Origin of the sequence: Pseudomonas fluorescens (assembly GCF_902497855.1) — a bacterium.
Classification (GTDB): domain Bacteria; phylum Pseudomonadota; class Gammaproteobacteria; order Pseudomonadales; family Pseudomonadaceae; genus Aquipseudomonas; species Aquipseudomonas fluorescens_BI.
Map to the genome: position 1 here is coordinate 498,535 of NZ_CABVHU010000001.1, position 24,676 is coordinate 523,210.

23 protein-coding genes, 1 tRNA gene and 1 pseudogene are annotated in these 24,676 nt (G+C 61.8%); 16 read left to right on the forward strand and 9 right to left on the reverse strand.

All coding sequences use genetic code 11. The annotated features are described in order from the left end of the window. Nucleotides 1-299: 299 nt before the first annotated feature. Nucleotides 300-578: a hypothetical protein gene (locus F8N96_RS02395; RefSeq protein WP_150796403.1), complete on the forward strand. Its 279-nt coding sequence runs from the start codon at nucleotides 300-302 to the stop codon at nucleotides 576-578. Between the two features lie 612 nt (nucleotides 579-1,190). On the opposite strand, the gene F8N96_RS02400 is transcribed toward F8N96_RS02395, so the two are convergent. The 5 genes and pseudogenes from F8N96_RS02400 to F8N96_RS02420 all read right to left on the reverse strand — a co-directional run bounded on the left by F8N96_RS02400 (nucleotide 1,191) and on the right by F8N96_RS02420 (nucleotide 3,154). Beyond that, complete coding sequence (locus tag F8N96_RS02400) at nucleotides 1,191-1,775, reverse strand: DUF6338 family protein (protein WP_150796404.1); 585 nt, start codon at nucleotides 1,773-1,775, stop codon at nucleotides 1,191-1,193. 135 nt (nucleotides 1,776-1,910) lie between these two features. Next, nucleotides 1,911-2,181: pseudogene (locus F8N96_RS35250) on the reverse strand (Fis family transcriptional regulator); the annotation flags it as partial. Between the two features lie 15 nt (nucleotides 2,182-2,196). Further along, entirely contained in the window at nucleotides 2,197-2,487 is a 291-nt protein-coding gene (locus F8N96_RS02410) for an addiction module antidote protein (RefSeq protein ID WP_150796405.1), read from the reverse strand. Then, nucleotides 2,484-2,780 carry a type II toxin-antitoxin system RelE/ParE family toxin gene (locus F8N96_RS02415; protein WP_150796406.1) on the reverse strand — a complete coding sequence of 99 codons (297 nt, stop codon included), beginning with the start codon at nucleotides 2,778-2,780 and terminating at the stop codon, nucleotides 2,484-2,486. The genes F8N96_RS02410 and F8N96_RS02415 overlap by 4 nt, the downstream gene beginning before the upstream one ends. Before the next feature lie 286 nt (nucleotides 2,781-3,066). Beyond that, nucleotides 3,067-3,154 (reverse strand) — tRNA-Ser (locus tag F8N96_RS02420). A gap of 123 nt (nucleotides 3,155-3,277) precedes the next feature. Between F8N96_RS02420 and F8N96_RS02425 the strand changes: the two genes are divergently transcribed. Then, nucleotides 3,278-3,949 carry a Bax inhibitor-1/YccA family protein gene (locus F8N96_RS02425; RefSeq protein ID WP_064677351.1) on the forward strand — a complete coding sequence of 224 codons (672 nt, stop codon included), beginning with the start codon at nucleotides 3,278-3,280 and terminating at the stop codon, nucleotides 3,947-3,949. Nucleotides 3,950-4,519: 570 nt separating this feature from the next. Here F8N96_RS02425 and F8N96_RS02430 read toward each other — a convergent pair. Next, complete coding sequence (locus F8N96_RS02430; RefSeq protein ID WP_150796407.1) at nucleotides 4,520-4,960, reverse strand: Lrp/AsnC family transcriptional regulator; 441 nt, start codon at nucleotides 4,958-4,960, stop codon at nucleotides 4,520-4,522. 136 nt (nucleotides 4,961-5,096) lie between these two features. Between F8N96_RS02430 and F8N96_RS02435 the strand changes: the two genes are divergently transcribed. Further along, the gene (locus F8N96_RS02435; RefSeq protein ID WP_150796408.1) at nucleotides 5,097-5,990 is read left to right on the forward strand and encodes a DMT family transporter; all 894 of its coding nucleotides are present in this window, start codon (nucleotides 5,097-5,099) and stop codon (nucleotides 5,988-5,990) included. Nucleotides 5,991-5,997: 7 nt separating this feature from the next. On the opposite strand, the gene F8N96_RS02440 is transcribed toward F8N96_RS02435, so the two are convergent. Both F8N96_RS02440 and F8N96_RS02445 read right to left on the reverse strand, forming a co-directional pair. Next, nucleotides 5,998-7,029 carry an FUSC family protein gene (locus tag F8N96_RS02440; protein ID WP_150796409.1) on the reverse strand — a complete coding sequence of 344 codons (1,032 nt, stop codon included), beginning with the start codon at nucleotides 7,027-7,029 and terminating at the stop codon, nucleotides 5,998-6,000. Nucleotides 7,030-7,085: 56 nt separating this feature from the next. After that, entirely contained in the window at nucleotides 7,086-8,711 is a 1,626-nt protein-coding gene (locus F8N96_RS02445) for an NADP-dependent glyceraldehyde-3-phosphate dehydrogenase (RefSeq protein WP_150796410.1), read from the reverse strand. A gap of 343 nt (nucleotides 8,712-9,054) precedes the next feature. Here F8N96_RS02445 and F8N96_RS02450 point away from each other — a divergent pair, with 343 nt between their 5' ends. The 13 genes from F8N96_RS02450 (at nucleotide 9,055) to F8N96_RS02510 (ending at nucleotide 23,761) form a co-directional block, all read left to right on the forward strand. Continuing rightward, nucleotides 9,055-9,942: a Dyp-type peroxidase gene (locus tag F8N96_RS02450; RefSeq protein WP_150796411.1), complete on the forward strand. Its 888-nt coding sequence runs from the start codon at nucleotides 9,055-9,057 to the stop codon at nucleotides 9,940-9,942. A gap of 349 nt (nucleotides 9,943-10,291) precedes the next feature. After that, nucleotides 10,292-11,044 carry a GntR family transcriptional regulator gene (locus F8N96_RS02455; protein ID WP_150796412.1) on the forward strand — a complete coding sequence of 251 codons (753 nt, stop codon included), beginning with the start codon at nucleotides 10,292-10,294 and terminating at the stop codon, nucleotides 11,042-11,044. Between the two features lie 11 nt (nucleotides 11,045-11,055). Beyond that, a complete protein-coding gene (locus F8N96_RS02460; RefSeq protein ID WP_150796858.1) occupies nucleotides 11,056-12,786 on the forward strand; it encodes a fumarate reductase/succinate dehydrogenase flavoprotein subunit in 1,731 nt (576 codons plus the stop codon). A 25-nt stretch (nucleotides 12,787-12,811) separates the two neighbouring features. Beyond that, a complete protein-coding gene (locus F8N96_RS02465; protein ID WP_150796413.1) occupies nucleotides 12,812-13,057 on the forward strand; it encodes a ferredoxin family protein in 246 nt (81 codons plus the stop codon). Nucleotides 13,058-13,355: 298 nt separating this feature from the next. Continuing rightward, on the forward strand, nucleotides 13,356-14,762 hold the full coding sequence (locus F8N96_RS02470; RefSeq protein ID WP_150796414.1) for an ABC transporter substrate-binding protein: 1,407 nt from the start codon (nucleotides 13,356-13,358) through the stop codon (nucleotides 14,760-14,762). A 271-nt stretch (nucleotides 14,763-15,033) separates the two neighbouring features. Next, nucleotides 15,034-15,816 carry an ABC transporter permease gene (locus tag F8N96_RS02475; protein ID WP_150796415.1) on the forward strand — a complete coding sequence of 261 codons (783 nt, stop codon included), beginning with the start codon at nucleotides 15,034-15,036 and terminating at the stop codon, nucleotides 15,814-15,816. Continuing rightward, nucleotides 15,816-16,664: an ABC transporter ATP-binding protein gene (locus tag F8N96_RS02480; protein WP_150796416.1), complete on the forward strand. Its 849-nt coding sequence runs from the start codon at nucleotides 15,816-15,818 to the stop codon at nucleotides 16,662-16,664. Before F8N96_RS02475 ends, F8N96_RS02480 begins: the two co-directional genes overlap by 1 nt. Then, nucleotides 16,661-17,623: a HEAT repeat domain-containing protein gene (locus F8N96_RS02485; RefSeq protein ID WP_150796417.1), complete on the forward strand. Its 963-nt coding sequence runs from the start codon at nucleotides 16,661-16,663 to the stop codon at nucleotides 17,621-17,623. The genes F8N96_RS02480 and F8N96_RS02485 overlap by 4 nt, the downstream gene beginning before the upstream one ends. Next, nucleotides 17,620-17,895 (forward strand): DUF971 domain-containing protein, encoded by a 276-nt coding sequence (locus F8N96_RS02490; RefSeq protein ID WP_150796418.1) that lies wholly within the window; start codon nucleotides 17,620-17,622, stop codon nucleotides 17,893-17,895. Before F8N96_RS02485 ends, F8N96_RS02490 begins: the two co-directional genes overlap by 4 nt. Nucleotides 17,896-18,029: 134 nt before the next feature. Then, nucleotides 18,030-18,647, forward strand: coding sequence for a transcriptional repressor LexA (gene lexA, locus F8N96_RS02495; RefSeq protein WP_150796419.1), 618 nt, complete (start codon nucleotides 18,030-18,032; stop codon nucleotides 18,645-18,647). After that, nucleotides 18,647-19,264, forward strand: a complete 618-nt coding sequence (gene imuA / locus F8N96_RS02500) for a translesion DNA synthesis-associated protein ImuA (protein WP_150764740.1) — start codon at nucleotides 18,647-18,649, stop codon at nucleotides 19,262-19,264. Before lexA ends, imuA begins: the two co-directional genes overlap by 1 nt. Before the next feature lie 7 nt (nucleotides 19,265-19,271). Next, complete coding sequence (locus F8N96_RS02505; protein WP_150796420.1) at nucleotides 19,272-20,687, forward strand: Y-family DNA polymerase; 1,416 nt, start codon at nucleotides 19,272-19,274, stop codon at nucleotides 20,685-20,687. Further along, entirely contained in the window at nucleotides 20,663-23,761 is a 3,099-nt protein-coding gene (locus F8N96_RS02510; protein WP_191635325.1) for an error-prone DNA polymerase, read from the forward strand. Before F8N96_RS02505 ends, F8N96_RS02510 begins: the two co-directional genes overlap by 25 nt. A gap of 251 nt (nucleotides 23,762-24,012) precedes the next feature. Here F8N96_RS02510 and F8N96_RS02515 read toward each other — a convergent pair whose 3' ends face one another. Beyond that, entirely contained in the window at nucleotides 24,013-24,675 is a 663-nt protein-coding gene (locus tag F8N96_RS02515) for a flavin reductase family protein (RefSeq protein WP_150796422.1), read from the reverse strand. Nucleotide 24,676 lies beyond the last annotated feature (1 nt).

Genomic DNA, 24,676 nt, shown 5'->3' on the forward strand with positions numbered 1-24,676 from the left:
CTTGCAAATCACGCCGGTGCCGCCGCCAGTTCGCGCAGCAGGTCGGGGCCAACTCGCGCAGCGGGTATTAAGGAAAAAGGGATTTATTTTCTGAATCTAGGTGTAGAGCCTTGCACTGACGTAAATACATCAGTCACCTTTTTGGTTCTCACCTTTTTGGTTCAGCTATCGAGAAACACCGATTGAGCCAGGACTCCCATTGGCCACCTACGGCCGCTGAGTTGGAAAAATTCGAAAAGTCATTGCAGGGCATTCGCGTACCTCCGATTGTTAATCGCTGACGATGTGCGGAGCGGGAGGTGCCGTTTTTAGTCAGGTATAAAACGGAATTAGATACGATTTACGTTAACGTACACGGACCCTTCCCGAAGGACGAGAAAATTTCACTTTGCGAGATGGCGGCACTGCAGCAGTCTTGGAATGAAGTTGCTACGGTTATCCGTGGTGTTGATATCGTTCATGGGAAAACTGTCAGTTTAAACGTGGTGCAGTTGTTCGAGCTTGGAGAAAGTTTGAATCTGGTTAATTCGTCGCCAGGTGCGTTGACAGCACAAGCTGCAGTTCCTCGTTTGGCTTGAACCTATGGGGTTCCAGACGCAAACGTAAAAATCACCATTGAGTTCTGACTGTAAATATCACTGAGAAAGCCCAGTCCCGCGCTGGGCTTTTTGCGCCGGGTTGTCAGGTATTAGCCTGCCGATGCGTTTTCATCAAGATGGTTTTTTCGGGGGCGGCGGCGGTGCTTTGGAAGGTTGCGCGGGCATTGGTCGGCGTAAAGTATCCTGCGGCGACAAGCCATCTCGAAAGAGGATAGGACCGTTCTTGTTTTTTGAAGTCATACGAACCTCATTATTGTTTTGGTTTTTCAGGCGCTGACGGCGGTGCTTTGGGGACTGTTGAAGGCAAAGGCCGGCGTATGATATTAGAAGGCACCAGATTTTCTGGTGAATAGGTTAGCTCCCCATTCCTTAGCTTGCGAAGTATTTCCTCCTCTACAGGCGTCATGCCCAACTCCTCACCCGTTCTTCGGCTTTTCTGGCGGCTGTGGGGGGGCTTTCGGGACACTCGTAGGCATAGCGTTACGAGTTCCCGGGGGATTAATGTTGAAGCCTTCATGAAGGTCTCTCAGTAGCCCATTATGGAGTAGCTCTTCAGTGGATCTATTGTCTCTGTCGCTCATTGGTATCACCTCAGTTCAAGAATTCGACCCATTGAACGTCTGTCCCTAGGATCATGTAGGAGTGAGTCAGCGTTGACGGTATCGCCGCCTCGCCTTCTATCCAGTGTGGGCTGCTTATTAAATAAACACCTGTTTGTCTGTCGTTAGGGAAGGCGTCTATGTATCCCATCATTCGCCGGCCATCGGCCAAATGGATTATGACCGCATGAGCAGACATCTTCTTGTGTATGTGGACCGCGTCTCCCTGGGAAGCTCGCGTGGTCAACCTAAGTTTCCGAGCCAATGAAAAGGCTATGTCGTTATTGCAGATATACGCTAAAGCTATACCGGTCCCGCCACCGAGGATCACGGCAATAGCGCGTCCTGAAGCTTCTGACCACTCCCCAAGCGAGTAATAGTTACCTAGAAAGTATGCGAGTTTTTCCATCCCCAGTACGAGTAGCTGAATGGCTCCCGTAATGATCAACGCTTGTAGAACCCGCTCGAAATGGGGTGGCTTTGGGATTTCAGCCAGCCAGTACAAGACAAGCATTGCCAAGAACCCAGGCATGAGTTGCTGCAGTATAGGCATGACCTCGGCAGAAAGACCTTCCATATTAAGGTGCCCGCTTAGTACAGAGCGCAGCCTTCCTGCGCTGTGTATGCGAATGCTTGGTCATGAAGCGTTCCTTGTTTTCGGGTATGGCTCTGATGGGGCTTTTTGTATTTGGCTGCCAGGCGTGAGCTGCCGTCGATCCGGCACGAGTAGAACTTCTGCTCGTTGGCCAAGAGCGCGAGCGGCGCTGGCCAGTGTATCCAGTGTCATGCAAGCATCATCTTGATCAAATGCGCGTTCCTCAGCAGTACAGCTGGAGTGCATCCGCCCAGCCAGAGCCTTCTTAGTGACGCGCTGCGCCTTCATGGTCTCGGCAATCTGCCAAGCGATAACACGCTTGAGAGCGGAGCAGATACCTCTTCAAGGAGGCTTGCTCAGAGAGGAAATCGCCGAAGTTGGAGCCGATATGCTTGCTATGGCATCAGCCGTGCACTGGCTGTGCGTGCAACTCAACACCCATCGCGCGCATCACCTTCACTACGGTGTCGAAGCGAGGTTTGGCGCCTGGCGCGAACGCCTTGTACAAGCTGGCACGACCAAGACCTGAGTCTTTGGCGATCTGCGCCATGCCTCGGGCTTTTGCTACATGACCAACAGCGCGGATCAGTTCATCGGTATCGCCGCCGGCCAAGACCTGAGACAGGTATTCACTGATCATCTCATCGCTATCGAGGTAGGCGGCCGGGTCGAACTCAGTAATTACAGGTTTCATTCAATCTCTCCCGCCAGCTTTTTGGCCAGCTCAATATCGCGCGACTGGGATGATTTATCCCCGCCGCACAGCAGCACGACAACCACTTCACCGCGCCGAGTGAAGTACAACCGGTAAGCCGGTCCAACCTCCAGACGCATTTCGCAGACGCCTCCTCCTACAGGCTTTACGTCACCCAGCCCGCCATCCTTCGCGCGAGCCATGCGTCGGATGATGGAGGCCTTAGCCTTGAGATCCCGCAAGCGGAGTAGCCAGCGATTGAAGGTGTCAGTCTGTTGGATAATGAGCGTCATGCCTCAATTGTATCCGGGTGGAGACATAACGCAATGTGCAATATCACTATACTGAGCAAATTTGCTGGTGGGCTCGATGCTTGCTGCTTGTTCCAGGAATGAAGCCCAGACTGGTTCTGGGCTTCATTGGGTTCGGGATGTGGTATGGAGGGATTGTGTTCAACTGGTAGGACGCCGGAGGAGGGTTTCGACAGTCGAGTTATGGAGCGCCTCACCGGTTGGCGTCCTTGGACCAAACCCCAGAAACGACAAAGCCCTGAAAAATCAGGGCTTTGTCGTATAAAGATGGCGGAGGCGATGGGATTCGAACTCATGGACCTGTTACAGTCGACGGTTTTCAAGACCGTTGCCTTAAACCACTCGGCCACACCTCCGTTTGCGTTGCGGGCGCCATAATACCTGAATGAAACACACTGTCAAACTCTCTTCGTAGCTTGTTACAGAGCGTCTGTTATGATCTTTGCGACTGAACGTTTCAAACCAACAGGAGTGTCGCCATGCGCGAACAGGATTACGCAGTTAATAACAGCGTGCAGGCTGAGCAGCTAGAGGTTAGCCGCGTCCTGCGCAACACTTACGGCTTACTCGCCCTCACCCTCGCATTCAGCGGCGTGATGGCGTATGTCGCCCAGCAGATGCGTGTCGGCTACCCGAACATCTTCGTGGTGCTGATCGGTTTCTACGGCCTTTTCTTCCTGACCAACAAGCTCCGTGATTCCGCCTGGGGCCTGGTGTCGGCATTTGCCCTGACCGGTTTCATGGGTTTCCTGCTCGGCCCGATCCTCAACCGTTACCTGGGCATGCAAGGAGGCGCCGAGGTCGTGAGCTCGGCCTTCGCGATGACCGCGCTGGTGTTCGGCGGCCTGTCGGCCTATGTGCTGATCTCCCGCAAGGACATGAGTTTCCTCAGTGGCTTCATCACTGCGGGTTTCTTCGTGTTGCTGGGTGCGGTGGTGGCCAGCTTCTTCTTCCAGATCAGCGGCCTGCAACTGGCGATCAGCGCAGGTTTCGTGCTGTTCTCCTCGGTCTGCATTCTGTTCCAGACCAGCGCCATCATCCACGGCGGCGAGCGTAACTACATCATGGCGACCATCAGCCTGTATGTATCGATCTACAACCTGTTCATCAGCCTGTTGCAGATCTTCGGCATCATGAGCCGCGATGATTGATCGCTGGCGTTGAGTAAAAAAACCCGCTTCGGCGGGTTTTTTATTGGGTTTTTATGGAGCGACAAGGGGGAGAGGGCGATAGCTCGTACTGAGGAAGGGCAATGGCGAGATCAAAAGATCGTAGCCTGCGGCAGCTCCTGCAGAGGGGATTGAGTACGGTCGAATTGGATGGGGCGTCTGTCAGGGCGCCTTCGCCGGCAAGCCGGCTCCTACAGTTGGATTGCGTGCGGATTAGAGAGCCAGGTCGGCCGGTAGGCCGCCTCGGTTCGGCTTTTGCTTTTGCTTTGGCGGTGCACGCCCCCTCGAGAGGCCGAGTGGAGGTTCTGCGCAGTGGGCAACCCGGCATGGATGCCGGGTTAGCCGCCCCCGGCCATGGATGGCCGATGGCGGCGGGCCCACGGAGCAGGACCGGAGCGAGGGCATGCCGAGCCTAGGCGAGGCACCGAACGACAGGGGCAAGAGCGTTTGGTTACTTTGCGCTTTTCAAAGTGACCCGCCGTCAGGGCGGAACCCTAAGTAGCCGTGACCGCAGCAACGGATATGTACACGATCAAACAAACCCGCCACGCATCACAACGCCATCGGCGGCAGCCGCCGCTTGACCGGGGTCTTCTTGACGATCGCAGTATTGGTTTCGGCGTGGCTATTGAGACGGTCGAGGAGGGTGTCGAGCTGCTCCATCGAGCGCACATGCAGGCGAGCAATAAAACAGTCGTCCCCAGTAACCTTGTCGCACTCGGTGAACTCAGGGATCGCCTGGATCTGCCGCTCCACCTCCTGCAACTGCCCCGGCAGCGGGCGAATGCGGACGATAGCCTGCAGCTGATAGCCGAAGCATCGTGGATCGATCTCCACCGTATAGCCCTTGAGCACACCCCGCTCCTCAAGGCGGCGCAGACGCTCGGCGACACTGGGCGAGGACAGCCCGCTGATGTTCGCCAGGGCCTTGAGCGAGCGCCGCGAGTCCTCCATCAAGGCCGAGATCAGCACCTGGTCGATGTCATCGGTCATGGCGAAATCCTCGATTAGGCAATTCATCGGACCCGCCTTGATAAAAAAGGCAGAAACCGAGTTTAGCCTGATTTTTGCGCTGGAGAAGCCCCCCGGCGAATGGGCATACTTTGGGCTCAAACACAGGAGTCTGATGATGGACAAGACTATACGTCGCGGCTCATTCGAAATGACCGCCGCCATGCTGATTTCCGGGACCATCGGCTGGTTCGTGCTGGTGTCCGGGCAACCGGTGCTGGACGTGGTGTTCTGGCGCTGCGTGTTCGGCGCCGGTACCTTGCTGCTGATTTGCGCGGCATTCGGCTTCCTGCGCCCCGGCATCCTGACCCGCACCACCTTCTTGCTGGCCGTGTTCAGCGGCGTGGCGATTGTCGGCAACTGGGTATTGCTGTTCGCGTCTTACTCCCGCGCCTCGATTGCCATCGGTACCGCGGTGTACAACGTTCAGCCGTTCATGCTGGTGGGGTTGGCGGCGTTATTCCTCAACGAGAAAATCACCCTGCAGAAGCTGTTCTGGCTGGGCATCTCGTTTTTGGGGATGCTGGCCATTGTCAGCGCCCATGGCGACCAGGGTGGAAGCGGCAACGATTACCTGATGGGCATCGCCCTGGCGCTGGGGGCTGCGTTCCTTTATGCGATTGCGGCGCTGATCATCAAGCGCCTGACCGGTACGCCGCCGCATCTGATCGCGCTGATCCAGGTCAGCACCGGCGTGCTGCTGCTCGCGCCGTTCGCGCACTTCTCGGCGCTGCCGCAAGCACCGAGCGCCTGGGCCAGCCTGGTGACCCTGGGTATCGTCCACACCGGCGTGATGTACGTGCTGCTGTACGGCGCCATTCAGAAACTGCCGACGGCACTGACCGGTGCGTTGTCGTTCATCTACCCGATTGCGGCGATCTTCGTCGACTGGTTTGCCTTTGGCCATCGCCTGGAGCCCCTGCAATGGCTGGGTGTCGCCGCGATTCTGCTGGCGGCTGCCGGCATGCAGCAGGGCTGGACCCTGAAATGGCGGCGCACGGTCACGCCATGAACCGGCGTCAGATGTTCCAGCGCGGTGCGGTCTTGGCCAGGCGCTGGCGCATCTGGCCGATGTTGGCGGCCAACTGGCGGTTCAGCAACCGGTAGCCGTCCAGGGCGTTATAGACAGGGGCATCCAGGCTGGCATCGGTCGGCAGTTCGGCGGGGCGACTGAGGCGCTGGGTGGCGCCTGATTTCAACGCCCGGGCCATGCCGATCAACTGCACCCGAACCAGCCGATGCTCGGCTTTGAGCGTCGATTGCAGATTGGCCATGGCCACGGGATCGCTGGCATCCGGCCGGGTATTGCCGAGGATCTCCAGGGTGCTGATACACAGGCGCAGATGGCGCTGGATGGCATCGAGTTCGGTCATGGAAATCTTCACTTCCTTGGACACCGACGGCATCAGCGAGCGCAGTTGCAGCATCACCGTGTTCAGGCGGCCCATGATTTTGTGATATTCGTCATCGCTGACCGACTGGCCATTGATGATGCGTGCGTGGATCGCCGCGCAGTCGCGCAAGGCATCGGCCAGGTTGTAGCGCCAGGAGTAGACCGCGTACAGCGGCAGGGCGAAGGAAAACGCCAGGGCCAGGGCAATGCCGATCAGGATGTCGACCCCGCGCCATAAGCCGTCGGTGACTGGATTGTCGCCGTGGCCGGCGACGATGAACACGGTAATCGCCGACAACAGTGCGGTGTAACCCCCCTTGCCGATGGCGTGGTACGAGAAGAACCCGCACACCACGGCCATCGCGAAATAGGTCAGCCATGGCATGCCGAGCCAGGCCTCTTGTGCCACCAGCGCCAGACCGACAGCGGCACCGATCAAGGTGCCGATGGCGCGCTCGGCGGACTTTTTGCCGATATTGCCGTGATGCTGCAAGCCGCCGATCACCACCAGCATCGTCACCGAGGCCCACTCACCGTGGGGCAGGTTGATCCCGGTGGTCAGCAGGATCGTGGCCAGCAACCCAAGCGATACGCGTACCGCGTGGATCAGCCTGGCGTGGCGATAGCGCCGGTACGGGTCCAGTAACGGACGCAGCATCCGGCGCAGCAGTGGTGGCAGTCGGTTGGCTCTGAATGTGCTCAGGCTTGATCTCCTCAGAAGATGTAATCGGTGGTCAGGAAACTCGAACTGCGTCCGCTGATGATGTCGCTGATGAGTTCCTTGTTGGTTTCCTGGAATTTGGTCGCCACCAGGGTACGAATCGAAAACACCCGCAGCGCATCATGTACCGACAGCGTACCTTCGGCGGAGTTCTTGCGGCCGTTGAACGGGTAGGTGTCCGGCCCGCGCTGGCACTGGGCGTTGAGGTTGATCCGCCCGACCTGGTTGGCGAAGGTGTCCACCAGCCGGCCCACCGCCACCGGGTTGGTGCCGAAGATGCTCAGCTGCTGGCCGAAGTCCGATTCCAGGACGTAGTCGATCACCGTGTCCAGATGCCGGTAAGGCACGATCGGCACCACCGGCCCGAACTGTTCTTCCTGGTAGACGCGCATCTGCGGCGTCACCGGGTACAACACGGCGGGGTAGAAGAACGAGGCGCGGGCTTCACCGCCGTTGGGGTTGACCACGGCGGCGCCTTTGCTCACCGCATCGGCCACCAGCGAGTGCAGGTAATCGACCTTGCTCGCCTCCGGCAACGGCGTCAGCGCGACACCGCTGTCCCACGGCATGCCGGGTTTGAGCGTGGCGAGTTTGGCGTTGAATTTATCGATGAAGGCCTCGACCACATCTTCGTGGACGAAGAGGATTTTCAGCGCGGTGCAGCGCTGACCGTTGAAGGACAGGGAACCGGTGACGGCTTCGTTCACGGCGTTGTCCAGATCCACCTCAGGCAGGATGATGCCAGGGTTCTTTGCATCCAGACCCAGCGCCGCGCGCAGACGGTGCGGCCTTGGGTGCAGTTTTTTCAGGTCGCTGGCGGCCTTGTTGGTGCCGATAAACGCAAAGATGTCGATCTTGCCGCTGGCCATCAGCGCGCTGACGGTCTCGCGGCCGCTGCCGTAGATCACGTTGATCACCCCGGCCGGGAAGCTGTCGCGGAAGGCCTCCAGCAATGGACGGATCAACAGCACGCCGAGTTTGGCCGGTTTGAACACCACGGTGTTGCCCATGATCAGTGCCGGAATCAGCGTGGTGAAGGTCTCGTTCAACGGGTAGTTGTAAGGCCCCATGCACAACGCCACGCCCATGGGCACGCGGCGGATCTGGCCGAGGGTGTCCTGTTCCAGCTCGAAGCGACTGGAGCGGCGGTCGAGTTCCTTCAGGGCGTTGACGGTGTCGACGATGTAGTCGCAGGTGCGGTCGAATTCCTTTTCCGAGTCCTTGAGGTTCTTGCCGATCTCCCACATCAACAGCTTGACCACCGCTTCACGCTGTTCGCGCATGTGGCCGAGGAAGGTTTCGACGTGCTGGATCCGCTCGGCCACGCGCATGGTCGGCCACAACCCCTGACCCCGGTCATAGGCGCGGACGGCGGCGTCGAGGGCCGTCAATGCAGTGTCCGCGTCGAGCAAAGGCGTGCTGCCGAGGATGACTTGTTCGTCGCCGTTCGCACCGGCCAGGTACACCGGGCTGCGGACCTGGGCGAGGGCGCCTGGCCAGGTTTTCAGCTCGCCGTCGACCAGGTATTCACGCTGCTCGATCTGGCCGTCGAGGCGGTATTTTTCCGGGATGTCGCCGGCAGAGGGAAACAGGTTGCCAAGGATCTGTGCTGTGGTCATGTCGCTACCCCGTCTGGATTGGGTGATGCGGATATGGTCTGTTATCGCTATGCACTGTGACCAGGTCAAGGCCTGATCACGACGCGGCTGCCGAAAGTAGTGGCGCCAGGCCGTAAAACAGTCGCGCAGTGGTTTGAAACTCTTTGCAGGTTGCGTGTTCGATCAGTGCAGCTGAAACGTTTTACCAGATCGCTGCACCTATTGTCATGACCCCCGGCATGCTGGCTGTCATGATTGTTTAAAAGACACTTGCGCCGTGCAACGAGGCAGCAATCTTTTGCCCCGAGAACACACAACGGCCAACGCTGCGGGTAAACTTCACGCTCTTTCCAAAGGAGTTCATATGAGCCACTACCAGCCGGGCATTCTCGCCACCCCAGTCCCACCTCAAGCCCGTCATATGTTCTTCGCCCTGGAATCCGCCGCTGCACTCCCGGCCGCGCTCGACAACTTGATGCAGCTGGTGGACGGCAAGTCGGCAGTGGTCGGTTTCGGCGAGTCCCTGGTCAAGGCGCTTCACGGCCAGATCGAAGGCTTGCGCCCCTTTCCGGCACTGACCGGGGTCGGCGTCGATAATCCGTCGACCCAGCACGCGCTGTGGTGCTGGTTGCACGGTGTCGACCGTGGCGAGTTGCTCAATCGCAGCAACGCCATCGAAGCGGCCCTGGCACCGGCTTTGCGCCTGGTGCAGATGAACGAAACCTTCCGCCACCTCACCGGGCACGACCTGACCGGTTACGAAGACGGCACTGAAAACCCCCACGACGAAGCCGCCGTGGCCGCCGCGCTGGTGGGTGAGGGCGCGGAAGGCCAGGTGGGTGGCAGCTTCGCCGCGATCCAGCAGTGGCAGCACGACCTGAAAGGCTTCCACGCGCTGCCGTCCCATGAGAAGGACAACATCATGGGCCGGCGCTTGAGCGACAACGAAGAACTCGACGACGCGCCGATCTCCGCTCATGTCAAACGCACCGCCCAGGAAAGCTTCGCTCCCGAAGCGTTCGTGGTACGCCGCTCGATGCCGTGGATCGAAGGTGACCGCGCCGGCCTGATGTTCCTCGCCTTCGGTTTCTCCCTCGATGCGTTCGAGGCCCAACTGCGGCGCATGAGCGGTCTGGAAGATGGCATCACCGATGGTCTGTACCGCATGAGTCGGCCGATCACTGGCGGCTACTACTGGTGCCCGCCGCTCAAGAACGGTCGTCTGGACCTGCGTGCATTGCGCGTCGTCTGATTCTGTCGGTCTGTCAGCCACCACCGCCGCTGAACGTGCCACCGCCTTCGCCAGGCCGGCTCCTACACGGATTGGTGTCGTTCACGAATTTTTTGCGCACTGAAGATCCTCTGTAGGAGCCGGCTTGCCGGCGAAGGCGGTCTGTCAGTCAACACCTCTACTGACCGTGCCACAGCCTTCGCCGGCAAGCCGGCTCCTACAGGAGATCGGCGTCGTCCACCAATGCCGTGTTCGCTGAAGCTCCCGTGTGTTGCCGGCGAAATCTAACCTTATACCCAAATAGTATTTCTCAAGCCCGCCATTAGAACTTTAAGATCACGTCATAACTCGTTATAACAAGTGATCTGCCATGACCGATAACGTTCTATCCCTGAGCAGTGTTCCGCTACACACCCAACTGCGGGATGTACTGCGCGCCCGCATTCTCGACGGCGAATACCCGCAAGACAGCCAGATGCCGTCCGAAAGCGAGCTCGGTGCGCTGTTCAAGGTCAGCCGCATCACCGTGCGCCAGGCGCTGGGGGACCTGCAGAAAGAGGGCCTGATCTTCAAGATTCACGGCAAGGGCACTTTCGTCGCCAAGCCGAAAACCTTTCAGAACGTCAGCACCTTGCAAGGCCTGGCCGAGTCCATGACCGGGCGTGGCTACGAGGTGATCAACCGCCTGCGCAGCTTCAAATTCATACCGGCCGACAAACTCGTCGCCGATCGCTTGCAGGTCGCCGAAGGCGAGATTGTGGCGCAGATCAAGCGGGTGCGGCTGATCAATCGCGAACCGATCTCGCTGGAAATCACCTACCTGCCCAAGGCCATCGGCGAGCGGCTGGAGAAGGCCGATCTGGTCACCCGCGACATTTTCCTGATCCTCGAGAACGACTGCGGCCTGGCCCTCGGTCACGCCGACCTGGCCATAGACGCGGTACTCGCCGACAGCGACCTGACCCAGGCGCTGAACGTCGAAACCGGCTCGCCGATCATGCGCATCGAGCGCCTGACCCACGACGCCAGCGGCCAGCCCCTGGACTTCGAACACCTTTACTACCGCGGCGATGCCTTCCAGTACCGCCTGCGGATCGACCGGCAAAAAGGGGATCAGACATGACCCACAGCGCTATGAACAGAAGTACGCTTGAGCAGGAATACGACATCGTCGTGATCGGTGGCGGCACGGCCGGGCCCATGGCGGCGATCAAGGCCAAGGAACGCAACCGCGACCTGCGGGTGCTGCTGATCGACAAGGCCAACGTCAAACGCAGCGGCGCCATCAGCATGGGCATGGACGGCCTGAACAACGCGATCATTCCCGGTCACTCGACGCCGGAGCAGTACACCAAGGAAATCACCATCGCCAACGACGGCATCGTCAATCAGGCTGCGGTCTATGCCTACGCGACCCACAGCTTCGAGACTATCGAGCAACTGGACCGCTGGGGCGTGAAATTCGAGAAAGACGAAACCGGCGACTACGCGGTGAAGAAGGTCCACCACATGGGCGCCTACGTGCTGCCGATGCCGGAAGGGCATGACATCAAGAAAGTCCTGTACCGCCAATTGAAACGGGCACGGGTCAGCATCACCAATCGCGTCGTTTGCACGCGCTTGCTGACCGACGAAGAAGGCGCGGTCAACGGCCTGATGGGCTTCGATTGTCGCACCGCCGATTTCCACGTGATCAAGGCCAAGGCCGTGATCCTCGCGTGCGGTGCCGCTGGCCGTTTGGGCCTGCCGTCCTCCGGCTACCTGATGGGCACCTATGAAAACCCGACCAATGCCGGCGACGGTTACGCCATGGCTTATCACGCCGGTGCGGAACTGGCGAACCTGGAATGCTTCCAGATCAACCCGCTGATCAAGGACTACAACGGCCCGGCCTGCGCCTACGTCACCGGTCCGTTGGGCGGTTACACCGCCAACAACAAGGGCGAACGCTTCATCGAGTGCGACTACTGGAGCGGGCAGATGATGTGGGAGTTCCACCAGGAGCTCGAAAGCGGCAACGGTCCGGTGTTCCTCAAGCTCGATCACCTGGCCGAGGAAACCATCCAGAACATCGAAGAGATCTTGCACAGCAACGAACGCCCGAGTCGCGGCCAGTTCCACGCCAACCGCGGCACTGACTACCGCACGCAGATGGTCGAGATGCACATCTCGGAGATCGGTTTTTGCAGCGGTCACTCGGCGTCGGGGGTGTGGGTCAACGAGAAGGCCGAGACGTCGGTCAAGGGTTTGTACTCGGCGGGCGACATGGCCGCGGTGCCGCATAACTACATGCTTGGCGCGTTCACCTACGGCTGGTTCGCCGGCACCAACGCGGCGGATTTTGTCGCCGGACGCGAATTTTCAGCGGTCGATGCGCAGCAGATCGAAACGGAAAAGGCACGGGTCTATGCGCCACTGGATCGCGAACACGGTCTGCCACCGGCCCAGGTCGAGTACAAGCTGCGGCGTTTTGTGAACGACTACCTGCAGCCGCCGAAGGTGACCAAGAAGATGCAGATCGGCCTGCAACGCTTCAGCGATATCCAGCGCGATCTCGATCAGATCAAGGCCCATAACGCCCACGAGCTGATGCGCGCCATGGAAGTCAGCATGATCCGCGATTGCGCCGAAATGGCCGCCCGCGCTTCGCTGTTTCGCGCCGAGAGTCGCTGGGGGCTTTACCACTATCGGGTCGATCACCCGCAACGCAACGACAGCGACTGGTTCTGCCATTGCCACTTGAAGAAGGATGAAAACGGGCTGATGAGCAGTTTCAAGAAAGCCGTCGAGCCATACATCATCCCGCTGGATGCCGAGGAAATGCAGGCCTACGACCGGCTGCGAGTCGGTGCCTTTGCTGCCTGAGCCTCACCACAAGAGAGACCGCGAAATGGCCTATGAACCCCAGGAAATATTCTTTCGCTCCAATGCGCCGGTCACAGTCGATGAGGACCTGTGCATCGCCCATAAAGGCTGCACCGTGTGCGTCGACGTCTGCCCGATGGACCTGCTGGCGATCAACCCGGCCACGCAAAAGGCCTACATGGCCTTCGACGAATGCTGGTACTGCATGCCCTGTGAAAAGGACTGCCCGACCGGGGCGGTGAAAGTGGAAATACCCTATCTGTTGCGCTGAAACCGGGACCCTGTAGGAGCTGGCTTGCCAGCGAAAGCGGTGTGTCAGTGACAGAGATGTTGAATGTGCCGACGTCTTCGCCGGCAAGCCGGCTCCTACAGGGATTTGTGCCGAGTCAAATTTTGCAGACACCAGAGAAACCTGTGGGAGCGAGCTTGCTCGCGATCAGGCCGGGCCTGACAACAAAAAAGCCATCCGGCAACCACCGGACGCCTGTTTCAAGACACCCCTCGTTTCCCACCACGCCCTGATCGTGGCGGAGACGAATATCCAAAAAATGATTCGAGGGGATTTACCTATGCTATTGCGTGCATCGTTAGCCGGTCTGGTACTGGCTTCATTCACCCTGTCGGCGTCAGCCGAAACCATCCGCATCGCCATCGGCACCCAGGACACCACGATCAACTGCGCCGCCGGCGGCCTGTTGATTCGCGAGCTCGGTCTGCTGGACAAATACCTGCCCCACGACGGCCCCTACAAGGATGCCAAGTACGAGGTGCAGTGGAAGAACTTCACCAGCGGCGCGCCCCTGACCAACGAGATGGTTGCCGGCAAACTCGACTTCGGCGCCATGGCCGATTTCCCCGGTTCGTTCAACGGTGTGGCATTCGAAACCGCGGGCAAGCACAGCCTGTTCATCAGTGTGTTGTCGGGCAGCATCAAGGGCAGCGGCAACGGCATCGTGGTGCCGAGCGCTTCGCCGGTGCAGTCATTGGCCGAGCTCAAGGGCAAGACCATTTCCGTGCCGTTCGCCTCCACCGCCCATGGCATGTTGCTGCGCGCCGTGGCCGCCCAGGGCTGGGACCCGCTCAAGGACGTGAACATCATCGCCCAGCCGCCGGAGGTCGCCGGCTCGGCGTTGCAGGCCGGGAAGATCGACGCCCACGCCGACTTCGTGCCCTTCGCCGAACTGTTCCCGAGCCGGGGTTTTGCCCGCAAGATCTACGACGGTTCCCAGGCGAATGCCCCGACGTTCCATGGCGCACTGGTCGATCAGGCGTACGCGAAAAAGTACCCGGAAATTGTCGTCGCCTACCTGCGCGCCAGTCTCGAAGCCAATCAGTTGCTGACAGCCGAGCCCGAGAAGTACAGCGAGTTGATCGCCAAGGTCACCGGGGTCGATGCCGAGGTCAATTACCTGTTCTACGGTCCGCTCGGGGTGCAGACCCGTGACCTGAGCTGGAAGCCGGAATACCGCCAGGCCGTCGGCACCGCCATCGATACCCTCAAGCTGCTGAAGAAGGCTGACCGCGGTCTCGATCTGAATACCTTCATCGACGATCAATACATCCGCGCCGCCTTCAAGGCCTCGAACCTGGATTACAGCGCACAGCTTGCCAATTACGAGTCGACGCCGCTGACAGCGGTGGATGCGCTGAGCGGCAAGGCCATCACCGACTTCAGCCATGTGGCCGAAATCTGGGTGCGCGGCGAGGCGAAAGTCCGTCAATACGCTTCGGCGGAGTCGGCGTTCAGCGCGCTGGCGAGCTTGAAGCAGGAGGGCAAAAACATCCGCGCGGTGTATGCCCAGGCGAGTGACAGCGGGATCAAGTTGCTGGCGGATCAGGCGTGGTTTGCCAGTGACGCGAAAGGGCGCCTGAGCGCGTTCCTGCTGAAGGGCCAGGCCCAGCAATTCGCCACGGCCCAGGGCGGCAAGGTGTTCGACTTCACCGATGCCACCGCACAGGTCGTTGCCGTGCGCTGACGCCGCGGCCCTGTGTAGGAGCCGGTTTGCCGGCGAATGCGGTCTTGCATTCAACATTGAGGCTGGCTGGTCCGACGCCTTCGCCGGCAAGCCGGCTCCTACAGGGGAGCGCGACGTCGTATGAAGATATTGAGTTCACCAAAGATCCGTTGTAGGAGCGAGATCGGCTTGCCGACGAAAACGGTCTGGCATTCAACATTGATGCTGGCTGGTCCGGCGCCTTCGCCGGCAAGCCGGGCTCCTACAGGGTTCAAGGTTGAGAGGAATTATTGTGTATCGATCATATTTGCGTTGGGTTCCCAGAGCTGCCTCGTTGCTGCTCTGCCTTGTGTTCTGGCAACTCGCCGCCAGTGGCCACTGGAACCTCGGCCTGGTCACCTTTGCCAACGTCCCGACGCCGCTGGCGGTGATCGACGCCGCCCTCGGTCTCGGCGATTCCGGCAAGCTCGTCCAGCACCTGAGCAGCAGCCTTGGCCGGGTGTTTGCCGGTTACCTCGCGGCGCTGATCATCGGCATTGCCCTCGGCCTGGCCATCGGTCGCTCGAAATGGGCGGAAGATTTACTGCTGCCACCCCTGGAAGTCCTGCGGCCGATTCCGGCGGTGGCCTGGATTCCGCTGGCGATCCTGATGTTCCCGTCGTCAGAGCTGTCGATGGTGTTCATCACCTTCACCGGCGCGCTGTTCCCGATCCTGCTCAATACCGTGCACGGCGTCGAAGGCGTCGACCCGCGGCTGATCGCCTCGGCGAAAAGCCTCGGGGCAGGGCGGCGGGCGATTCTTTTGGAAGTGATCCTGCCGGGCGCCGCACCGAGCATCATCACTGGCCTTGCCATCGGCATGGGCACTTCCTGGTTCTGCCTGGTGACCGCGGAAATGATCTCCGGCCAGTACGGCATCGGCTATTACACCTGGGAGTCCTACACCATCCAGAACTACGCCGACATCGTGGTCGGCATGCTGCTGATCGGCGTACTCGGGATGGGCAGCAGTCTGCTGATCAAACGGCTGGGCGGGTTGTTCACGCCCTGGCACCGACCACGAGGAAAAGCCTGATGAGCGTGATGCAAACCCCTGAAGGGCGGATCGACATCCGCCAATTGTCCATTGTCCTCGGCGAAGACAAACATGCCTTCGAAGCCGTGCAAGGCCTGGACTGCCAGATCGAGCCGGGGCAGTTCGTGTGTATTCTCGGACCGTCCGGTTGCGGCAAATCGACCTTGCTCGGTGCGCTGGCCGGGCATCTGCAAACCTATGCCGGCACCCTGAACGTCGACGGTGCGCCAGTCTCGGGCCCATCGCCCCAGCGCGGTATGGTCTTTCAGCACCACACGCTGTTCCCCTGGCGCACGGTGCGCGACAACGTCGCCTTCGGCCTGAAAATGCGTGGCATCGACAAAGCCGAACGGCACCGGGCCGCCGACGAAATCCTCGCTCTGGTGGGCCTCGAAGGTTTTGCCGAGCGCTGGCCCGATCAGCTGTCCGGCGGCATGCAGCAGCGGGTGGAAATCGCCCGGGTGCTGATCAATCGTCCTCGGCTGTTGCTGATGGACGAGCCGTTCGGCGCCCTCGATGCCCTGACCCGGTTGAACATGCAGGAACTGCTGCTGGACATCTGGACGCGCATACGCACCACGGTGGTGTTCGTCACCCATGACATCGACGAAGCGCTGTTCCTCGCCGATCGGCTGCTGGTGATGAGTTCGCGCCCTGGCCGGATCATCGAAGACCTGCGCCTCGATTTCCCCCGGCCACGCACCACCGAACTGGTGACGAGCCACGCGTTCTCCCGCTTGAAGCGTCATTGCCTCGAGTTGCTGCGTCACGAAGACGGTCGGCAGCTGCCGCGCCTGAACCCTCTCGGACTTCCCCCTGAAAATAAACTGCCGCGGTTTGCCCTATGACCTCTCTATTCGATGTAACCGATAACGACGACATTCTCGCCCTGCAACCGCGCCTGACCGATGAAGACCCCGGAGTGCGGCGGATTGCCTTGATCGAACTGGCCGACCTCGAGGAACCGGATGGCTTGCTGTGGCTGGTCGACCGGTTGACGCAAGACCCGACCGAAGAGGTCCGCGCCGAAGCGGCACGGCTGCTGGAAGCCTGGGAGGACGAGCCCGTGGTCGAAGCACTGTGCCAGGCCCTGACCGATCCCGCTCAGGCGGTGCAGGCCGCTGCCGCGCAAAGCCTCAGCCTGCTCAAGAGCGAAGCGGCGGGCCGGGTGATTCTGCCGTGGACCGGGCACGCCGACATCAGCGTGCGTATCGCCGCGTTCAGGGCCTTGCGCGAGTTGCGGTTTCCCCTGGCGGCTCAAGCGGCTGTGGTGGCGCTGAATGATGAAGACGCCAGCGTTCGCCGCGAAGCCGTCGGCGTACTCGGCTGGCTCAAGCAGCTCGATGCCTTGCCGGCGCTGGCCCGATTGGCCAGTGCCGATCCGGACACCGAAGTCCGCCGCGCCGCCACCGGGGCCTTGGGCCTGGCATGCGATGCCCAAGTGCTGCCGGCCCTGCGCCAGGCCCTGCAGGACCAGGCCTGGCAAGTACGCGAAGAGGCGGCCACCACCCTGGGCAAGGTCGGACACGCCGACGCCGGGCCGGCACTGGTCGACGCCCTGGGCGACGATTACTGGCAAGTGCGCCTGCGGGCCACCCGCAGCCTCGGTCGCTTGCGCTACGTTCCGGCCCTCGACGCGCTGATCGAAACCCTCGGCCACCGCATCAGCAACCTGCGCAAGGAAGCCGCGCTGGCCCTCGGCGAATTGAACGATAAAGGCGCCATCGCGCCCTTGCAGGCGGCACAGGACGACGGCGATCCGGAAGTGCGCAAGGCCGTGCGCATTGCCTTGAGTCAACTGCAATGAACCCGGTAGCGATCGGCAATTCCCCAAGCCGGCAGCAACTGCGCCTGAACTGGCCGGATGGTCGTGAGCAAGTGTTGGATCATGCCGAGTTGCGCCGGCAATGCCCGTGTTCGCAGTGCCGGGCGTTTCGGTTGCAAGGGCTGACAGTGAAAGTCGACGGGCGCATCCGTGTGATTGAGCTCAACCAACAGGGCTACGGCCTGCAACTGATCTTCAGCGACGGCCACGAACGCGGGATCTACCCGTGGCCCTACCTCTCAGGACTCACCTGAAACCCGTAGGAGCGAGGCTTGCCCGCGAAGGCGGTGTGTGTCAGGTGCGCAGCCTTCGCGGGCAAGCCTCGCTCCTACGGGGGGCAGATTCGCGGACTGATGGTTCTTGTCAGGGAAGCCTGGAAAGAGTACAAATGTACTCCATGACGACTCTGACTCCCCGCCGTACCGCCATCCTGACCTTCATCCGCGAGCGAATCGCCGAGCACGGTCAGCCTCCGAGCCTCGCTGAAATCAGCGAGGCGTTCGGCTTCGCCTCCCGCAGCGTGGCGCGCAAGCATGTGCTGGCGCTGACCGAAGCCGGGTTTATCGAAGTCAATGCGCATCAGGCCCGGGGCATTCGTTTGCTCGGGCAACCGGCGCGGCCCGAGCTGCTGGACATTGCGGTACTGGGGCGGGTGGCGGCGGGTGCGCCGATCGGCGCCGATGCCGAGGTGCACAGCCGCTTGCTGCTCGACCCGTCGATGTTCTCCCGGGTGCCGGATTACATGCTGCGGGTCCGGGGCGACTCGATGATCGAGGACGGCATTCTCGACGGTGACCTGGTGGGTGTGCATCGCAATCCGGAGGCCGTCAACGGCCAGATCGTCGTGGCGCGGCTGGACGGGGAAGTCACCATCAAGCGTTTCGAACGGGTCGGCGATGCCGTGCGCCTGTTGCCGCGCAACCCGGCCTATCAGCCGATTATCGTTCGCGCGGATCAGGACCTGGCCATCGAAGGGGTGTTCTGCGGTCTGGTGAGGCAAGGGTGATGGGCGCCGTCGTTGCGTTGGATACGCTGTTCAATGGCGGCCAGGTCTGGCGGGGCCGGCCTGCGCCACCGGCCGCCAGCCCGCAACCCACCGGGCATGCCGCGCTGGACGCAGCCTTGCCCACGGGCGGCTGGCCGGAAGCGGCGTTGACGGAGATCCTGCTGGCCGGGCAGGGCGTCGGCGAGTTGCAACTGGTGTGGCCGGCGCTGGCGCGGTTGTCGGCGGCGGGTGAACGCATCGTGCTGGTGGCGCCGCCCTACGTGCCGTATCCCCAGGCCTGGCAGAACGCCGGGGTCGATCTGCGCCAGTTGTCGATCATCCGGGCCAGCGAGCGCGATGCGCTGTGGGCGGCGGAACAATGCTTGCGTTCGGGCAGTTGCGGTGCGGTGTTGTGCTGGCCGCACAAGGCCGATGACCGCGCCTTGCGCCGCTTGCAGGTGGCGGCGGAAACCGGCTCGACCCTGGCATTCGCCTACCGCTCGATCCATGAAGCCATCAACCCTTCGCCCGCCGCCCTGCGCATCGCCATCGACGCCAGGCCTGCGCAATTGCGGGTGCTCAAGTGCCGGGGCGGGTTGGCGCGCTCGGCGCCGATTGCCTTCCCGGTGGGGCATTGAGGTTGCCATGCGCTGGGTGTGCATTCTCTTCCCGCAATTGGCGCTGGACGCGGTCTTGCGTCAGCGCGCCGATCCCGACGAGCCGCTGGCGCTGCTGACTGGCCCGGCCCAGCGTCGGGTGTTGCAGACGGTCAACGCTTCGGCCCGGGCGCTGGGCTTGCGTCCGGGGCAGTCGATGACGGCTGCGCAGGCCCTGAGCAAGGGCTTCGTCACGGCGGAATACGACGTTGCCGAGATCGAACACTGGCAGCAGTTTCTCGCCGCCTGGGCCTACCGGTTCAGCTCCCAGGTCAGCGTGCATTACCCGCGGGCGGTGGTGTTTGAAATCGAATCCAGCCTGGGGTTGTTCGGGCCCTGGCCGCACTTTGAAGCGCGCTTGCGGGCCGAGCTCGGCGAGCTGGGGTTTCGCCACCGCATCGTTGCGGCGCCCAACCCGGTGGCGGCGCGGGTATTGGCCAATGCCTATGACGGTCTGGTGGTGCCCGACGATCAAGCCTTGCAGTATCACCTGGGGCAGTTGCCCATTGACCGCATCGGGTTGGAGGCGGGTGTCGCCACGGCGTTGTCGCGCATGGGGTTGCGCACCCTGAGTCAGGTGCAGGCGTTGCCCCGGCAGAGTCTGGCCCGGCGTTTCGAGGCCCAGGTGCTCAAGCACCTGGATGCCTTGCTGGGTACCCGTCGGCTGGCGCTGGCGTTCTACTTGCCGCCGGACCGCTTCGATGTGCGCATCGAGCTCAATTTCGATGTGCAGTCCCATCAGGCGCTGCTGTTTCCGTTACGCCGCCTGACCTGTGACCTTGCTGCTTTCCTGTGTGGCCGGGACAGCGGCGTGCAGCGCTTTGACCTGCACCTGGAACATGCCGGGCTCCCGGACAGCGTGATCAAGGTCGGCCTGCTCAGCGCCGAGCGCGATCCGGCGATGCTCTTCGAACTGGCCCGGGGCCGGCTGGAACAGGTCCAGGTCGAAGCCCCGGTGCGCGGGTTTCGTTTGCGCGCCGAAGACTTGCCGGCCTTCGTTCCCCAGTACCAGGAACTGTTCGACGACCGCCCGCAGCAGTCCTTGCCCTGGGAACAACTGCGCGAACGCCTGCGCGCCCGGCTCGGGGATGACGCAGTGCACGGCTTGCGGTTCCAGGCCGATCACCGGCCGGAGTGTGCGTGGCAGGCCAGTGTCGACAGTCAGCCCTGTGCGGGGTTGTCGGGGGTGCAACGACCGGGTTGGCTGCTGACCGAACCCCTGGCGGTCCACGAAAGCTCGACGCGTATCCTCATGGGGCCCGAACGCATCGAGTCCGGTTGGTGGGACGGCGCCGACGTGCGCCGGGATTACTACCTGATCGAAACCCGTTCCGGCCAGCAGGGCTGGGCCTGGCGGGCGGTGGGTGAGGGCGGCCCGTTGTGGCTGCAGGGCTGGTTCGCATGACTATCGATTATGCCGAGCTGCATTGCCTGTCCAACTTCAGTTTCCAGCGCGGAGCCTCCAGTGCCCTCGAGCTTTTCCAGCGGGCGAAAAAACAGGGCTATCAAGCGCTGGCAATCACTGACGAGTGCACCCTGGCGGGCATCGTTCGCGCCTGGCAAGCGGCCAGGTCCGTGGAGCTGCCGCTGATCATCGGCAGCGAGATCCGCATCGACAACGGTCCGAAACTGGTGCTGCTGGTCGAAAACCTCGAGGGCTACCAGACCCTGTGCCGACTGATTACCCGAGCCCGACGCCGCACGCAGAAAGGCCATTATCAGGTGCTGCGTGAAGACTTCAGCGAACCGATACCGGGACTGCTGGTGCTGTGGGTACCGGACGCTGTCGATGACGTTGAACACGGTCGCTGGCTGCAGCAGACCTTCGCCGAACGGCTGTGGCTGGCGGTCCAGTTGCATCGCGGCCAGGACGATAGCCGCCGGCTGAACCAGCTGCTGACGCTGGCAAGTGAGCTGCGCATCCCGGCGGTGGCCAGCGGCGATGTACATATGCACGCGCGCGGGCGGCGCGCTTTGCAGGACACCATGACCGCGATCCGCCATCACCTGCCGGTGGCCGAGGCCGGGTTGCGCCTGCACCCCAATGGCGAGCGCCATCTGCGCAGCCTCGAGGCCTTGGGCGATCTGTATCCGCAAGCATTGCTCGACGAAACGCTGAACATCGCCCGGCGCTGCACGTTCGACCTCGGCCAGTTGCGTTATCAGTACCCTCGGGAGCTGGTGCCCGAGGGGCACACGGCCACCTCCTGGCTGCGGCTGTTGACGGAACAGGGCATTGCGTGGCGCTGGCCACAAGGCCCGCAAGCCAAGGTGCTGCTGCAGATCGACAAGGAACTGCAACTGATCGCCGAGCTGGGTTACGAAAGCTATTTCCTCACGGTTCACGACATTGTGCGTTTCGCCCGGGAGCAGAAGATTCTTTGTCAGGGCCGTGGGTCGGCCGCCAACTCGGCGGTGTGCTTTGCCCTGGGCATCACCGAAATCGATCCGGATCGCACCACGCTGTTGTTTGAACGCTTTCTCTCCAGGGAACGCAACGAACCACCGGACATCGACGTCGATTTCGAACACGAGCGGCGTGAAGAAGTCCTGCAGTACGTGTTCCGGCGTTATGGCCGAACCCGCGCGGCGCTGACCGCGGTGGTCAGCACCTATCACTCGGCCGGTGCGGTGCGCGACGTGGCCAAGGCCTTGGGGTTGCCGCCGGACCAGGTCAATGCCCTGGCCGATTGCTGCGGTCACTGGAGCGATGACACGCCTCCCGTGGAGCGCCTGCGCGAAGGCGGTTTCGACCCCGACAGCCCGGTGTTGCGCCGGGTGCTGAGCCTGACCGGGCAGTTGATCGGCTTTCCCCGGCACCTGTCCCAGCACCCCGGCGGCTTCGTGATTTCCGAGCAGCCCCTGGACAGTCTGGTGCCGGTGGAAAACGCCGCCATGGCCGATCGCACCATCATCCAGTGGGACAAGGACGACCTGGACGCGGTCGGGCTGCTCAAGGTCGACATTCTGGCCCTGGGCATGCTCAGCGCGATTCGCCGCTGTTTTGATCTTCTGCGTCGGCACCGCAACCTTGACCTGAGCCTGGCGACGATCCCGGCCGAGGATTCGCAGACCTACGACATGATCGGCCATGCCGACACCGTCGGTGTGTTCCAGATCGAGTCCCGGGCACAGATGTCGATGCTGCCCAGGCTCAAGCCCAGGAAGTTTTACGACCTGGTGATCGAGGTGGCGATCGTGCGGCCGGGGCCGATTCAGGGCGGCATGGTTCACCCTTATCTGCGGCGGCGAAACAAGGAAGAGCCCGAGACCTATCCCTCCCCGGAACTGGAAGCCGTGCTCAAACGCACCCTGGGCGTGCCACTGTTCCAGGAACAGGTGATGCAGATCGCCATCGTCGCCGCCGACTACAGCCCCGGCGAAGCCGATCAATTGCGCCGTTCCATGGCCGCCTGGAAACGCCACGGCGGACTGGAGCCGCACAAGGATCGCCTGGCCGCCGGGATGAAGAAAAATGGCTATACGGCCGAGTTCGCCGCGCTGATCTTCGAACAGATCAAAGGCTTTGGCAGCTACGGTTTTCCCGAGTCCCACGCCGCCAGTTTTGCCTTGCTGACCTACGCCAGTTGCTGGTTGAAATGCCACGAACCGGCGGCCTTCGCCTGTGCGCTGATCAACAGTTGGCCCATGGGTTTCTACAGCCCGGACCAGATTCTGCAGGACGCGCGCCGGCACCACTTGCAGATCCGCCCGGTGGACGTGCGGGCCAGCGACTGGGATTGCAGCCTGGAGCCGATCACCGGTGCGCAGCCGGCGATTCGCATGGGCTTGCGGATGATCAAGGGGTTTCGCGAGGACGATGCCCGGCGCATCGAAGCGGCACGGGCGAAGGGGGTGTTCATCGACATCGCCGACCTCGGCGAACGGGCGCGACTCGATGCCCGTGCCCAGGAACAACTGGCCGATGCCGGGGCGCTGCGCGGGCTGGCCGGCGACCGGCATCGGGCGCGCTGGGAGGTGGCGGGGGTGCAGAAACAGCTCGGCTTGTTTGCCGGGCTGCCGCGCCAGGAGGAAGACGCGGTGGCATTGCCCAAACCGACCGTGGGCGAGGACCTGCTGGCCGATTACACCAGTGTCGGCACCACCCTCGGGCCGCATCCGCTGGCCTTGCTGCGGGGTGAATTGAAAGCCCGGCGTTGCCGCAGTTCGAAAGAGCTCATGGAGGTCGAGCACGGCCGACCGGTCAGCGTCGCCGGACTGGTGACCGGCCGACAACGCCCGGGCACCGCCAGTGGCGTGACCTTCGTCACCCTCGAGGACGAGTTCGGCAACGTCAACGTGGTGGTCTGGCGCGACCTGGCCGACCGGCAGCGACGGGTGCTGGTCGGCTCGCAGTTGCTCAAGGTCGACGGGCGCTGGGAAAAGGAAGGCGAGGTGCGCCACCTGATTGCCGGACGCTTGAGTGACCTGAGCCCGTTGCTTGATGGCATCAGCGTGCGCAGCCGGGATTTCCGCTGATCCCGCACATCCCCTGCATGATCGTTCCCACGCTCTGCGTGGTAACGCCTCCCGTGACGCTCTGCGTCACAGCGGACGCAGAGCGTCCGTGGCTGCATTCCCACGCAGAGCGTGGGAACGATCAAACCGGGCATCCCCCTGTAGGAGCCGGCTTGCCGGCGAATGCGTCAGCACATTCAACATCACTGTGACTGACCCACCGCTTTCGCCAGCAAGCCGGCTCCTACAGATCGTGGTCATGATCTCGCGGATTATTTGCCCTCAGGCCAAAACCGCTGCCCACCCCCCGGTGCATCCGTCCACGCTTGCAGCGACCGGGTCGGCAAATCGAAATAATCCCGGGTGCGTGCATACCCATGCCCACCCATCCGGCCAATCGCATCGAGCCCCAACTGGTCGATGTACAAGGTTTTCGGGTCGATCAACTCATCCCGCACATGGGCCATCAGCACTTCGCCAAAGATGATCTCCCGCGACTGCCCGATGGACAGCGCCATCATCCTGCGGCATTCCAGCGCCACCGGTGCTTCGCCGATCCTCGGGCATTTGACAGTCGTGCCGGGGATAGCGGTGAGCCCCGCGGCCGTCAGTTCGTCGAAGCCCGGGGCGAAGGGCACGGCGCAGACGTTCATGGCTTCCACCAGGGCATCGCTGACGATGTTCACGGTGAATTCCTGGTTGAGCTGGATGTTGCGGGTGGTGTCCTTGGGGCTCTGGTCGCCGTAGTTTTCCACGCCCAGCGCAAGGATCGGCGGGTCGGCCGAGAGGGCATTGAAGAAGCTGAACGGCGCGGCGTTGATCCGGCCTTCGCCGTCGATGGTGGTGACCAGGGCAATTGGCCGTGGCACCACGCTGCCGATCAGGATCTTGTATTTGTCCCGCGCACTCAATGTGCTGAAGTCGAAGCTTTGCATG